The sequence below is a fragment of the Oerskovia sp. PE-21s genome, from assembly GCF_056158145.1.
In genome coordinates this window covers 617495-630162 of sequence record NZ_JBUXJM010000001.1, presented here as the reverse complement: position 1 = coordinate 630162, position 12668 = coordinate 617495, and the positions used below count along the sequence as shown (strand labels likewise).

Here is a 12668-nt window from a genome sequence, read left to right as displayed (position 1 = left end):
GGCGGCGCACGGCCGGGACGACGGGCGGGGCGGGGACCGCGGGCGCGGCCGGCCCCGGGGGCGGGATCGCTAGGAGGTCGCGACGGACGTGGCGACGTTCTCCATGCCGAGCACCTGGACGCCGGTGGTCGCCCCGGCGGGCGGGATGTACATCGCGACCATGGTCGTGTACCCGACGTTGAGCTTGTTCGTCGTCTCGCTGGCCCCGAAGAGCGCCTTCTCGGTCTCCGAACCGGGAGCGATCTTGCCACCCTCCTCGATGGTCCGTGTCTCGAGAGCGCTCAGCCCGGCCATGACCATCGCACCGCCGTCGGCCGTGCGTACCGCGCGGACCTCGTCGGGCGTCGGGGTGAACGTCATGGTCATCGTCCCTGCGGCCTTGCTCAGCTCTGCCATCTGCACGGTCGCGTTGTTCGCGACCCATGCGCGCAGCGGGTCGTCGGCGAACGACCCGGCGTAGGCGGAGCCGGCACCCAGGTTCAGGACGTCCGCGTACTGGGCCACCGCGTCCGCCGGGGTCACGAGGAGCGACGCGTCGTCCAGGGGGACGGACTCGCTGCCGACCGCGGGTCCCGCGAACGTTGGCAGGGTCGCGCTCGGGAACAGCCGGACCCACGCCCACAGCTTGTACGGGTCGCGGGCCGTCGCCTGATCGTACGCGAGCAGCCGCGGCGACTGGAGGTCCTCGGGCTGGACCGTCACGGCGTAGGCCTGGCGGGGCCAGGAGTCCGTCGTGGTGATGATGTCCTGCTGGACGTCGGTCGGCAGGACCGTGATCAGGTCCTGGTTCCCGCGCACCGCGGCGACGGCGAGCTGGCTCGTGCGCAACGAGAGCGCCGGACCGGCGAGCCGGTTCGCGAGGGGGGCCACGTCGTTGGCCGCGCCGGCCTCGTCGAGCGTGGCCCCGACGGCGGTGCGCACCTCGGCCATCTGGTCGGCCGTCAGTGCGGGGACCGCCTCGGTGGGTGTCGGGTCGGGGCTGGCGGTGGGCAGGGGCGAGGCGCAGCCTGCGAGCAGGATCGCTCCGGCGAGGGCACCTGCCACGGCGGCCGTACGGGTCGCTGAGCGGCGAGTCGTGCGCTTGCTCATCGGTCTCCTCCGGTCGAGTCGGGGGTCTGGGTCTGGTCGTCCTCGCCCGAGGTGGGCGGGGCGGCCTTCGTCTGGTTGAAGCCCCAGGCCTGGCGCCAGGCGTCGGCCCGGGCGGCCGAGCCGCCGTCTGCACCGGCCTGCGGCTCGGTCGTCGGGGCGGGCACGACGGGCTGGGCTGCGGTGGCGTTCTTCTGTCGGCCGGGCACGATCGGGATCTGCCCGGTCAGCCAACGGTTGCGGGGGCGCGTACGGGCCTCCTCCTGGGCGGCGTTCTCGGCCTCGAGGCGTTCCCGCTCGGCCCTCTCCCTCAGCTCGCGGCGCGTGAGCGAGGCGGTCGCACCGGTCTGTGCCAGGGGTTCGCGCCGAGCGGTGCTCGTGCCGTCTCCCGGCGCGGGGTCGTTCGCGGCAGGGCTCGTCGGCGTCGCCGCCGGAGCGGCGCGACCGTTCGTCCTCGTGCCGTTCTTGCCGTTCTTGTCCTTCGCGGTGCGCCCGGACGGCTTGCCGCCCTTCCTGCCGCTCAGGAACGAGATGACGCCGATCGCGAGCCCGGCCAGCAGCAGCAGCGTGCCGCCGGCGATCCCCGGCCACTGCCACGGGGTCGAGACCTCACGGGTCCAGGTCAGGGTCACGACGGGAGCGGCAGGGTCCTCCCCCGTGCCGGCGGCGAGCAGGCTCCAACGGCCCGGACGGTCGGACCAGCGCAGACTGACCTCGCCCGCGCCCGCCGACTCGGCGAACCACATGTCAGAACCGGCCGGGTCCGCACCGACCACGGGGGTCGCGGCGGCCGCCTCGTCCGTCGCGGTCTCACCCTCCGCCGGGACCTCACCCTCAGCGGGGACCTCACCTTCCGCGGGGGTCTCCTCGGCGGGGGGCGGCGCGGCGACCGACCGGGTCGAGAGCGTGTCCCAGTCGGCAAGGCCCGTGACGACCGTGTGCGCGTCCGTGCCGACCCATCCCTCGACGTCGACCTCACGGCCGATCACGAGGGTGACAGGCTTGTCGGCCGAGGTCTTCGCGGTGACGGTCACGTCGCCGGCGACCATGTCGAGGACGCCGGGCTCGGACACGACGAGCGGCGACGAGCCGTCGGCGGGGGTCGAGGCGACCACCGTCTCGCTCTCACGCCAGACCGTCGCCGAGGCGACCCCCGTGCCGATCCCCACCAGGCCGAGCACGATCAGGCCGGCGGCCAGGATTCGTTGAAGCACCGAGTTTTCCCTTCGTCATGGACAATCCACAATAGAGGCGAACGTGGGCCGGATTCGAAAGTTCGCCGGATGGCGACGATCGCCGCAGACTCTTCACGAACTCCTCGCGACACCCTGACGGTACCCATTCCGGGTATTCAGGACACAGCCGGGCCACGTATCCTGGTGGACGATCCACAGGTCGGGCTGCCGGTGACGCGCCGGCACTCATCCCCCGACACCCATGCTGGCGTGGACCAGCCCAAGGCGGAAGGTCGACCCGTGTCCGACGAACGCACACTGTTCCCCATCACCATGCGCGGCTACGACCGCATCATGGTGGAAGGCCAGCTGGCCAAGCTCGAGAAGGACCTCGAGGAATCCCGACACCGAGCGGAGGCCGCTGACGCACGGGCCGTGCAGCTCACGTCGGACCTCCAGGACGCCCAGCGCCAGCTCCGCGAGACCGACCGCCCGTCGTACGCCGGCCTGGGGTCCCGCATCGAGCAGCTCCTCCGCTCGGCCGAGGAGCAGTCCGCGGACATCCTGGCCCAGGCGAACGCCCAGGCGGTCGACATCATGTCCCGCGCGAAGGTCGCAGGCGGCCAGATCCGCTCGCGCGCCGAGAACGAGGTCGCCGAGCTCCTGTCGAACGCGCGCCGCGAGGCCGAGGAGATCCGGTCGACCGCCGCCGCGGAGACCGAGAGCACGCTGGTGGGCGCCCAGCGCCGTGCCGAGGAGTTCGTGGGCTCGGCCGAGCGTGAGGCCGCCCGCATCCAGAGCGCGCTGAACACCGAGGAGAGCGAGCGTCGCTCTAGCCTCGAGCGCGAGCTGGGCACGTTGCGCGCCCAGACGGAGCGCGAGACGACCGAGCTGCGTGTGGCGACCGAGCGCGAGACCGCGGAGCTGCGTGCCCGGGTGTCGGCCGAGACCGCCGCGATGCGCGAGGCCGCCGAGCGCGAGACGACCGAGCTGCGCGAGACGACGCGCCGCGAGGCCGAGCGTCAGGTCGCCGAGGCCAAGCGCGCGGCGTCCGAGGCCGCGAACGCCGTGACGTCGGAGATGGAGGAGCTGCGCGAGAAGGCGCGGACCACCCTCGCCGAGGCCGAGCTCGACATCGCCCGCCGGCGCGAGGAGGCCGAGCTGGAGAGCGCACAGCGCCACCAGGTCGCCAAGGAGGAGACCGAGAAGCTCGTCGCGACCGCCGAGGCGCACGCCTCGGACGCCGAGGCCCGCGTGGTCGCCGCGCTCGAGCAGGCCGAGAAGGTCCGCACCGAGTCCGACGAGTACGTCAAGGAGGTCATCGCGACCGCGCGCCACAACGCCGACCGCGTGGTCGCCGAGGCCCGCGAGTTCGCCGAGCAGACCGTCGGGGACGCCAAGGCGGAGGCTGAGCAGCAGCGCGCTGCCGCTCAGCGACAGCTCGAGGACCTCACGCGTCAGCACGAGTCGATCAACACGTACCTCGACGAGCTGCGCGGTCTCCTGGGCGACAGCGACGCCGGGGCGGCCAAGGCGAAGGCCGCCCCTCCCGCCGCGATCGCGGGCACGCCCGCCCAGCGGGCTCGTGCCGCGAACCTCATGACCGCGGAGTTCCCGCAGGTCGAGGCCGCGGAGCCCGAGGCCGAGTCGGCTCGCACGGCCGACGAGCCCGAGGCTCCCGCGCGGACCAAGGGCTGACGAGATGACGACCGACGGCGACGGCACGGGACGCACGGCTCCCGGGTCGTCGCCGTCGTCGCACCCGGAGGGGGTCGCGGGCACGGGCAGCGGTTCCGGCGCGCCGCCCGCCGGTACCGGTCGGCCCGACGACGTCGCCGCCTGGCGTGCCCAGCGCACCGAGGCCGCGGCGCACCAGGCGGCCGAGCTCGAACGGCGCCGCGCGCAGGAGTCCGCCGAGGCGGCGGTCCTCCTGCGCGAGTTCGTCGCCGAGGCCGGGCGTCGCGGCATCGCGCCCGTGCCGCTCCAGGCCCGGTCGTACGCGGGCGACGCGACGTACCGGACCCGCACCCTCGGCTGGTACCTGCGCAAGAACCGGACGCTCGCGGTCGGCACCGACGGCGCGTTCTACGTCCTCAGCGTTCCCGGCGGTCTCTCGGCCCGGCTGCGCGGCGCGGTCCTCACGCCCTCGGACCCCCCGCTCGTGCTCGGCAAGGGCGGCCGCGACGGCGAGTCGATCTCGCTCGCCGACGCCGTCGCGCTGGTCCTCGAGCGCGGCTGACCGGCGGCCGCGGCCGACCGACGCCGCCCGGCTCCCCCGACGTCACCCCCGGGCGGTCGCCCAGAGGTCCCCGAGCGCGTTCGCGACCGCTGCCGGTTCCTCGACCGCGCTCATGTGACCGGCGGACTGCACCAGGACGAGCGAGGTGCCGCGCGCGGCGTCGACCATGTGCTCGGCCGCCTCGACGGGCGTCAGGGTGTCCTCCTCGCCCACGACTACCGTGATCGGGCCCGCGAAGCGGGCCAGGACCTCGGTGCGGTCCGGGCGGGCGGCCATGGCGCGCTGGGCCCACGCGACGCCGTCGGGCCGCTGGGAACGGATCCACTCCTCGAGGCGAGCCGTCAGCGCGGGGCGCGCGACCTTGCTCGTCGCCCCGAGGAGCGCGCCCGGCATGCCGAGCACGGCGTCGACGGTGGCGCTGCTCGTGACGGCCTCGGCGATGCGCAGGCGGTTGGCGCGCGCCTCGTCGCTGTCCGCGGTGGACTTGGTGTCCACGAGGCCCAGCGCGACCGTGAAGTCCGGGTGCCTCTCGGCGGCCGCGAGAGCGACGTACCCGCCCATCGACATGCCGACGACGACCGCGCGCTCGACGCCCGCTGCTCGCGCCGCAGCGACCACGCCGTCCGCGGCGGTCTCGATCGAGGCGGGCTCAGCGCCGAGCGGGCTCTGGCCCGCGCCGGGGAGGTCGACCGCGAGGACGGTGGCACCCTCCGGCAGGGCGGCGGCGACGTCGAGCCACATGCGGTGGTCGAACGGGAAGCCGTGCACGAGGAGCACGGGCAGGCCGTGCCCGTGGCGCAGGGTGTGGAGAGCGAGGCGTCGGTCGGTCGTGGTCATGGTTCCTGTCCCGTCGTCGGTGGCTGGACGTGCGCACGGCTGGCGTCGTAGGAGGCCTGGTCGGAGGTCTCGGTGTCCGTCCCGGTCTCGGTCGCCGCGTCCCACGTCGTGGGCAGCGGCACGGGGAACCCGGGCAGCACGTGCGCGACGATCTCGTCGAGCACGCGACGGACCGACGGCTCCCCGACCCACAGGTGCTTGGCTCCCTCGACGGCGATGACCTCGGCCTGGGGCACGCGAGCGAACCGGCGGCGCGCCTCGTCGGGACGCAGGTAGTCGTCGAGCTCGGGAACCAGGACCACGAGCGGCTTGCCGAACGCGGCCCACCGGTCCAGGTCCTCGTCGGTCGCACGGTGCAGGGGCGGGGAGAGCAGGATCGCGCCCTCGATGCCCGGGTCGGTGCCGTGCTTGAGCGCGATCTCGGTCCCGAACGACCACCCCACGAGCCACCGGTTCGGCAGGTCGTGGAACTCGGCGAGCTCGATCGCGGCGGCGACGTCGAAGCGCTCGGCCTCGCCGCCGTCGAACGCGCCCTCGCTCGTCCCGCGCGGCGACGACGTGCCGCGCGTGTTGAAGCGCAGCACCGCGAGGTCTGCGAGCGCCGGCAGGCGCCACGCCGCCTTGCGGTAGACGTGGGAGTCCATGTAGCCGCCGTGCGTGGGCAGCGGGTGCAGCGTGATCAGCGTGCCCGACGGCGCCGCGTGCGCTGGGAGCGCGAGCTCGCCCACGAGGGTCAGGCCGTCCGCGGTGTGCAGCTCGACGTCCTCGCGGCGGGCCGGCAGGACCGTGAGCGAACGGATCGGGGCGCCGTGCTCGGCCGGCTTTCCCTCGGGGGCCGTGGGCACCGCGGGGGGCGCCTGCTGCTCGGGCTGCACGGCGGCGACCGGAGCCGCGGACCGGTCTGCGGCCTGTGCGGCGGGCTCGTCGGGGCGGTCGGACGCGGGGTCGGGACGGTGCGCGTTCATCACGACCGAGCCTAGCCCGCGGTTCCGCGAGCGCAGGTCAGCGCCGTCGTTCGCGCGCCGCCCAGCATCCCGAGTGCCAGTGTCGGCGGTCCTCGAGGGCCGAGGCCGCGCCGAACATCGAGTCGTTGGCCCACGCGACCACGTGGCTCGTGCCCGCCGGGATGGTCTGACGGCAGCCGGGGCACACGTAGGACTTGTCCCCCGAGCGCACGGTGCGGACCGACCACTCGCCGTCGGACCCCGACTCGGAACGCAGCCCGCCGAGGGCACGCCCCAGGTCGAGGGGGGCGGGCTCTGCTCCCCAGGGGCGACGACGGGAGGGACGCTTCGACGGCATCCGTCCATTGTCCCTGCTGCGGTCCTCTCCCAGCGGCCTCCCAGAGAGTGCGGCTAGAGTGACCTGGCCTGCAACCCGTGCCCGGCACCGTGTTCACTCCCGGTCGTGCGCGGAGACCCCCGACCAAAGGATCCTTGTGAAGCTCCGTACCTCTCGCGGCCTCGTCGCGATCGCCCTGGGGACCGCCCTGGTCCTCTCCGGCTGCGCCAGCGGCAACGACGGTGGCGCCAGCCCCTCGCCCAGCGAGTCGGCCGCCAGCGACGTCCCGACGCCCTCCGCGGAGGACGTCGCGGCGCTCGAGGCCGTGACGGTCACGGGCGAGGCCGGCGCCGAGCCCACCGTGGAGTTCGAGAAGCCGTTCACGGTCTCGGCCGCGGTCGCCCGCTCCCTGAGCGACGGAGACGGTGACACGATCACCAAGGGCCAGCAGATTTCCATGCAGTCGGTCGCCTTCCTGGGCACCGACGGCAGCAAGGCGGGGTCCACGTGGGAGAAGGGTAGCCCTGAGCCGCTCCTGCTGTCGGACGACATCTACCCGCAGCTCCTCGACGTCGTCGTGGGCAAGAAGGTCGGCACCCGCTTCCTCTTCGCCGGCCCGACCGGCGACGGTTCGCAGACGCTCCTGACCGTCGGTGAGATCGTCGACACGAAGGACGTGCCGACCCGGGCCGAGGGCGAGGCCGTGACCCCGGCCGAGGGCCTGCCCGTCGTCACGCTCGACGACTCGGGCAAGCCGAGCATCGACATCCCCGAGGGTTACGCGGCCCCGACCGAGCTGGTCACCCAGACCCTGATCAAGGGCGACGGCCCCGAGGTCACGGCCGACAGCACGATCACGGCGCACTACACGGGCTGGACGCTCGACGGCAAGGTCTTCGACTCCTCGTGGGAGAACGGCACGCCCATGACGATCCCGCTCTCGAACCTCATCGAGGGCTGGAAGCAGGGGCTCACCGGACAGACCGTCGGCAGCCAGGTGCTCCTGGTCGTTCCCGCGTCGCTCGCCTACGGCGAGGCGGCGAGCGACAGCAACCCGCTGGGTGGCCAGACGCTGGTCTTCGTGCTCGACGTCCTCGACGCCTCCTGACCAGGACGTCCTCCTGACGGCCCAGCCGTCGGAGCACCGAAGGGCCGCCTCCCGTCCGCGGGAGGCGGCCCTTCTCGTGTGCTGGACCGCGCCGTCCTGCGCGCGGCCCTCGGCAGGCCGCCCCCCAGGAACAGCACCTAGGCTCTGCCCATGAGCACAGAGCGCGAAGTCATGACGTGGGAGCTGTTCGGCACCGCGTCCAGGCAGCTGGCCGAGCAGGTGGTGGCCGGCGGCTTCCTGCCCGACGTCGTCGTCGCGATCGCCCGCGGCGGGCTCCTGCCCGGTGGGGCCGTGGCCTACGCGCTGGGGACCAAGGGTGTGGGGACCCTCAACGTCGAGTTCTACACGGACATCGGCCAGACGCTCGCCGACCCGCGCGTCCTGCCCCCGCTCATGGACACGTCCGAGCTCCCGGGGTCCAAGGTCCTCGTGGTCGACGACGTCGCGGACTCGGGCCGCACGCTCGCCCTGGTCATGGACATGCTCGCCGAGCACGGCACCGAGGCCCGCTCCGCGGTGCTCTACACCAAGCCGCGCACGATCATCCAGCCGGACTTCGCCTGGAAGGAGACCGACCTGTGGATCACGTTCCCGTGGTCGGCCGAGCCTCCTGTGGAGGGTGCGATGTCGAGGCCGAACGACTGACCGTCCTTGGACGCGCGACGACGCCCCGCCGCTCCTTCGAGGAGCAGCGGGGCGTCGGTCGTGGTCGGCGCTCGGGCGTGGCGCCGGGCCGGGCCGGGATCAGAAGTCCCAGTCGTCGTCCTCGGTGTTGACGGCCTTGCCGATCACGTAGGACGAGCCCGAGCCGGAGAAGAAGTCGTGGTTCTCGTCGGCGTTCGGGGACAGCGCGGACAGGATCGCCGGGTTGACGTCGGTCTCGTCCTTGGGGAACAGCGCCTCGTAGCCCAGGTTCATGAGGGCCTTGTTCGCGTTGTAGCGCAGGAACTTCTTGACGTCCTCGGTCAGCCCGACGCCGTCGTAGAGGTCGGCGGTGTACTGGACCTCGTTCTCGTAGAGCTCGAAGAGGAGCTCGTACGTGTACGCCTTCATCTCGTCGCGCTCCTCGGGGCTGAGCTTCTCGAGCCCCTTCTGGAACTTGTAGCCGATGTAGTACCCGTGCACGGCCTCGTCGCGGATGATGAGGCGGATCAGGTCAGCGGTGTTCGTGAGCTTGGCCCGGCTCGACCAGTACATCGGGAGGTAGAAGCCCGAGTAGAACAGGAAGGACTCGAGGAGCGTGCTCGCGACCTTGCGCTTGAGCGGCGAGTCGCCCTTGTAGTACTCCATGACGATCTCGGCCTTGCGCTGGAGGTTGGGGTTCTCCTCCGACCAGCGGAACGCCTCGTCGATCTCGCGCGTCGAGCACAGCGTCGAGAAGATCGACGAGTAGCTCTTGGCGTGCACGGACTCCATGAAGGCGATGTTGGTGTACACGGCCTCCTCGTGCGGGGTGATCGCGTCAGGGATGAGCGACACGGCCCCCACGGTCCCCTGGATGGTGTCCAGGAGCGTGAGGCCGGTGAAGACGCGCATGGTCAGCGTCTTCTCCTCCTCGGTGAGCGTGGCCCAGCTCTGGATGTCGTTCGAGACCGGGACCTTCTCGGGGAGCCAGAAGTTCCCGACGAGCCGGTCCCAGACCTCGGCGTCCTTGTCGTCCTCGAGACGGTTCCAGTTGATCGCGGACACGCGATCGATGAGCTTGAGCTTCCCAGTGGGTGACATGTCGTTCTTCTTCTTTCTCAGCACGGTGCCAGCGACGAGACGAGAGGTCCTGCGGGCGGCGGGAGCGGGAGGGGCGCCGGTCGTGGTCGGGCCTGGCGGGGGCCGCGAGGCACGAGCGGCCCGGGCAGACCGGCACCCCTCCCGTGGGCGTCGCCCTCAGGCGACGAGGACGATCACAGCATGCAGGAGACGCAACCCTCGACCTCGGTGCCCTCGAGCGCGAGCTGACGCAGGCGGATGTAGTACAGGGTCTTGATGCCCTTGCGCCAGGCGTAGATCTGCGCACGGTTGACGTCGCGCGTGGTCGCGGTGTCCTTGAAGAACAGCGTGAGGCTCAGGCCCTGGTCCACGTGCTGCGTCGCCGCGGCATACGTGTCGATGATCTTCTCGTAGCCGATCTCGTACGCGTCCTGGTAGTACTCCAGGTTGTCGTTCGTGAGGTAGGGCGCCGGGTAGTAGACGCGCCCGATCTTGCCCTCCTTGCGGATCTCGATCTTCGAGGCGACCGGGTGGATCGACGACGTCGAGTTGTTGATGTAGGAGATCGAACCGGTCGGCGGGACGGCCTGGAGGTTCTGGTTGTAGATGCCGTGCTCCTTGACGGACGCGGCGAGCGCCTTCCAGTCCTCCTGCGTGGGGATGTGCACGCCGGCGTTCTCGAACAGCTCCTTGACGCGCGGCGTCGCGGGCTCCCACACCTGGGTCGTGTACTTCTCGAAGTACTCGCCCGAGGCGTACGTCGAGTCCTCGAACCCGCCGAACGCGCGACCCCGCTCGATCGCGAGACGGTTGCTCGCGGCGATCGCGTGGTAGGCCACGGTGTAGAAGTAGATGTTCGTGAAGTCGATGCCCTCTTCGGAGCCGTAGAACACGCGCTCACGAGCGAGGTAGCCGTGCAGGTTCATCTGCCCGAGGCCGATCGCGTGGCCCGACTCGTTGGCGCGCTTGATCGACGGGACGGACTCGATGCTCGTCTGGTCGGACACGGCCGTCAGGGCGCGGATCGCGGTGTCGATGGTCTTGGCGAAGTCCGGCGAGTCCATCGTCTTGGCGATGTTGAGCGAGCCCAGGTTGCACGAGATGTCGCGGCCGACGTGGTCGTACGACAGGTCCTCGTTGTACGTCGAGGGCGTCGAGACCTGGAGGATCTCGGAGCACAGGTTCGAGTGGGTGATGCGGCCCTTGATCGGGTTCGCCTTGTTCACCGTGTCCTCGAACATGACGTACGGGTAGCCGGACTCGAACTGGAGCTCGGCGAGGGTCTGGAAGAACTCGCGCGCCTTGATCTTGGTCTTGCGGATGCGTGCGTCGTCGACCATCTCGTCGTACTTCTCGGTGACCGAGATGTCCGCGAAGGGCTTGCCGTAGACGCGCTCGACGTCGTACGGCGAGAAGAGGTACATGTCCTCGTTCTTCTTCGCCAGGTCGAACGTGATGTCGGGGATGACCACACCGAGCGAGAGCGTCTTGATGCGGATCTTCTCGTCGGCGTTCTCACGCTTGGTGTCGAGGAATCGCATGATGTCGGGGTGGTGCGCGTGCAGGTAGACGGCACCGGCACCCTGGCGGGCCCCGAGCTGGTTCGCGTAGGAGAAGGAGTCCTCGAGGAGCTTCATCACGGGGATGACGCCCGAGGACTGGTTCTCGATGTGCTTGATCGGGGCGCCGTGCTCGCGGATGTTGCTCAGGAGCAGGGCGACGCCGCCGCCACGCTTGGAGAGCTGGAGCGCGGAGTTGATGCCGCGCGCGATGGACTCCATGTTGTCCTCGATGCGCAGCAGGAAGCAGGAGACGGGCTCGCCGCGCTGCGCCTTGCCGATGTTGAGGAACGTCGGGGTCGCGGGCTGGAAGCGGCCGGCGACGATCTCCTCGACGATGTCGAGCGCCGTCTGCTCGTTGCCGTCCGCGAGGCCGAGCGCGACCATGGACACGCGGTCCTCGAAGCGCTCGAGGTACCGCTTCCCGTCGAACGTCTTGAGCGTGTACGAGGTGTAGTACTTGAACGCACCGAGGAACGTGTCGAAGCGGAACTTCTTGGAGTACGCGAACTCGAAGAGCGACTTGACGAAGGCGCGGTCGTACTTCGCGAGGACAGCGGGGTCGTAGTACTTGTTCTCGACCAGGTAGTCGAGCTTCTCCTCGAGGCTGTGGAAGAAGACCGTGTTCTGGTTCACGTGCTGCAGGAAGTACTGGCGCGCAGCCTGGCGGTCCTTGTCGAACTGGATCTCGCCGTCGGGGCCGTACAGGTTGAGCATCGCGTTGAGTGCGTGGTAGTCGAGCTCGACTCCCGCAGCCACCGTGCTCACGCTGGAATCCGTGACTGTCGTTGCCAAAATCGTCCCAATCCGTCGCGGACGCGCTCGACGTCCTCGGCTGTTCCAAGAAGCTCGAAGGCGTACAGGTAGGGCACCTGGCACTTCGAGGAGATGATGTCGCCGGCGATGCAGTAGGCAGCGCCGAAGTTGGTGTTGCCCGCAGCGATCACGCCGCGGATCAACGACCGGTTGTGTGCGTCGTTCAAGAACCTGATGACCTGGCGGGGCACTGCCCCGCCCTCGTTGCCGCCGCCGTACGTCGGGATCATCAGGACGTACGGCTCGTCGACCCGCAGGAACTCGTCCTTGGGTCGCAGCGGGATGCGGTGGACCGACTGGCCGCGGTCCTCGAGGCCCAGCCTCTGGACGAACCGGTGCGTGGTGTCCGAGACGCTGGAGAAGTAGACGAGCGATCCCATGTCACACCTCGCAGCGGGGACCGGAGGGACGAGCTGCTCAGGCGACGGGAGCGACCTTCGCCGCAAGAGCGTTGATCTGGTCGGGGCGGAAGCCCGACCAGTGGTCGTCGCCCGCGATGACGACGGGTGCCTGCAGGTAGCCGAGGCCGCGAACCAGCTCGAGCGCCTCGGCGTCCTGGCTGATGTCCACGACCGAGTACTCGATGCCCTTCTTGTCGAGGGCGCGGTAGGTCGCGTCGCACTGAACGCAAGCCGGCTTGCTGTAGACCGTGATGCTCATCTGGTCAGTCTCCTCGTGTAGGGGATCGGTCTTCCACGGGTCTCGGGCCGACTCCGCGAAGGGTCCTGACCTCGAAGAACACTGGTGGAACTACGATCGTGTGATGTGCCCGAGGAGATGGTGCGCTCCCTGGTGCTGACCACTATACCTAGTGGGCGGGCTCCGCGCTCGGCACTAGATGTCGTGGTCGGGTGATCCTGGTC

At 70.6% G+C, this 12668-nt stretch carries 13 protein-coding genes; 4 read left to right on the top strand and 9 right to left on the bottom strand.

The genetic code is table 11. From position 1 onward, the window contains the following. Positions 1 to 69: 69 nt before the first annotated feature. Positions 70 to 1089, bottom strand: coding sequence for a DUF8094 domain-containing protein (locus ACZDYF_RS02705; protein ID WP_475052961.1), 1020 nt, complete (start codon positions 1087 to 1089; stop codon positions 70 to 72). Further along, complete coding sequence (locus ACZDYF_RS02700) at positions 1086 to 2300, bottom strand: hypothetical protein (RefSeq protein WP_475052954.1); 1215 nt, start codon at positions 2298 to 2300, stop codon at positions 1086 to 1088. The genes ACZDYF_RS02705 and ACZDYF_RS02700 overlap by 4 nt, the downstream gene beginning before the upstream one ends. Positions 2301 to 2561: 261 nt before the next feature. Here ACZDYF_RS02700 and ACZDYF_RS02695 point away from each other — a divergent pair, with 261 nt between their 5' ends. Both ACZDYF_RS02695 and ACZDYF_RS02690 read left to right on the top strand, forming a co-directional pair. After that, positions 2562 to 3959, top strand: coding sequence for a coiled-coil domain-containing protein (locus ACZDYF_RS02695; RefSeq protein ID WP_191790768.1), 1398 nt, complete (start codon positions 2562 to 2564; stop codon positions 3957 to 3959). Positions 3960 to 3963: 4 nt separating this feature from the next. Continuing rightward, complete coding sequence (locus ACZDYF_RS02690) at positions 3964 to 4500, top strand: hypothetical protein (protein WP_191790769.1); 537 nt, start codon at positions 3964 to 3966, stop codon at positions 4498 to 4500. Between the two features lie 42 nt (positions 4501 to 4542). On the opposite strand, the gene ACZDYF_RS02685 is transcribed toward ACZDYF_RS02690, so the two are convergent. From ACZDYF_RS02685 to ACZDYF_RS02675, 3 genes are all read right to left on the bottom strand, one after another. Then, the gene (locus ACZDYF_RS02685; protein WP_475052945.1) at positions 4543 to 5337 is read right to left on the bottom strand and encodes an alpha/beta fold hydrolase; all 795 of its coding nucleotides are present in this window, start codon (positions 5335 to 5337) and stop codon (positions 4543 to 4545) included. Further along, positions 5334 to 6182, bottom strand: a complete 849-nt coding sequence (locus tag ACZDYF_RS02680; protein WP_475053185.1) for an alpha/beta hydrolase — start codon at positions 6180 to 6182, stop codon at positions 5334 to 5336. Before ACZDYF_RS02680 ends, ACZDYF_RS02685 begins: the two co-directional genes overlap by 4 nt. A gap of 157 nt (positions 6183 to 6339) precedes the next feature. Continuing rightward, positions 6340 to 6639: a hypothetical protein gene (locus tag ACZDYF_RS02675; protein WP_191790771.1), complete on the bottom strand. Its 300-nt coding sequence runs from the start codon at positions 6637 to 6639 to the stop codon at positions 6340 to 6342. Between the two features lie 136 nt (positions 6640 to 6775). Between ACZDYF_RS02675 and ACZDYF_RS02670 the strand changes: the two genes are divergently transcribed. Both ACZDYF_RS02670 and ACZDYF_RS02665 read left to right on the top strand, forming a co-directional pair. Next, entirely contained in the window at positions 6776 to 7726 is a 951-nt protein-coding gene (locus ACZDYF_RS02670; protein WP_191790772.1) for an FKBP-type peptidyl-prolyl cis-trans isomerase, read from the top strand. A 150-nt stretch (positions 7727 to 7876) separates the two neighbouring features. Continuing rightward, positions 7877 to 8371 carry a phosphoribosyltransferase gene (locus ACZDYF_RS02665; RefSeq protein ID WP_191790773.1) on the top strand — a complete coding sequence of 165 codons (495 nt, stop codon included), beginning with the start codon at positions 7877 to 7879 and terminating at the stop codon, positions 8369 to 8371. Positions 8372 to 8470: 99 nt separating this feature from the next. Here ACZDYF_RS02665 and nrdF read toward each other — a convergent pair whose 3' ends face one another. From nrdF to nrdH, 4 genes are all read right to left on the bottom strand, one after another. Continuing rightward, positions 8471 to 9451 (bottom strand): class 1b ribonucleoside-diphosphate reductase subunit beta, encoded by a 981-nt coding sequence (gene nrdF, locus ACZDYF_RS02660; RefSeq protein WP_030149937.1) that lies wholly within the window; start codon positions 9449 to 9451, stop codon positions 8471 to 8473. Between the two features lie 173 nt (positions 9452 to 9624). Then, complete coding sequence (gene nrdE, locus ACZDYF_RS02655; protein WP_225227068.1) at positions 9625 to 11784, bottom strand: class 1b ribonucleoside-diphosphate reductase subunit alpha; 2160 nt, start codon at positions 11782 to 11784, stop codon at positions 9625 to 9627. Beyond that, positions 11754 to 12185, bottom strand: a complete 432-nt coding sequence (gene nrdI, locus ACZDYF_RS02650; RefSeq protein WP_387482187.1) for a class Ib ribonucleoside-diphosphate reductase assembly flavoprotein NrdI — start codon at positions 12183 to 12185, stop codon at positions 11754 to 11756. Before nrdI ends, nrdE begins: the two co-directional genes overlap by 31 nt. A 37-nt stretch (positions 12186 to 12222) precedes the next feature. Continuing rightward, complete coding sequence (nrdH, locus tag ACZDYF_RS02645; RefSeq protein WP_030149940.1) at positions 12223 to 12465, bottom strand: glutaredoxin-like protein NrdH; 243 nt, start codon at positions 12463 to 12465, stop codon at positions 12223 to 12225. Positions 12466 to 12668 lie beyond the last annotated feature (203 nt).

Bases quoted from the DNA above. Each gene is read 5' to 3' on its own strand.
- ACZDYF_RS02690 (WP_191790769.1), top strand. From the start codon at position 3,964: ATGACGACCGACGGCGACGGCACGGGACGCACGGCTCCCGGGTCGTCG.
- ACZDYF_RS02705 (WP_475052961.1), bottom strand. From the start codon at position 1,089: ATGAGCAAGCGCACGACTCGCCGCTCAGCGACCCGTACGGCCGCCGTG.
- ACZDYF_RS02665 (WP_191790773.1), top strand. From the start codon at position 7,877: ATGAGCACAGAGCGCGAAGTCATGACGTGGGAGCTGTTCGGCACCGCG.
- ACZDYF_RS02675 (WP_191790771.1), bottom strand. From the start codon at position 6,639: ATGCCGTCGAAGCGTCCCTCCCGTCGTCGCCCCTGGGGAGCAGAGCCC.
- nrdI (WP_387482187.1), bottom strand. From the start codon at position 12,185: ATGGGATCGCTCGTCTACTTCTCCAGCGTCTCGGACACCACGCACCGG.
- nrdF (WP_030149937.1), bottom strand. From the start codon at position 9,451: ATGTCACCCACTGGGAAGCTCAAGCTCATCGATCGCGTGTCCGCGATC.
- ACZDYF_RS02685 (WP_475052945.1), bottom strand. From the start codon at position 5,337: ATGACCACGACCGACCGACGCCTCGCTCTCCACACCCTGCGCCACGGG.
- nrdH (WP_030149940.1), bottom strand. From the start codon at position 12,465: ATGAGCATCACGGTCTACAGCAAGCCGGCTTGCGTTCAGTGCGACGCG.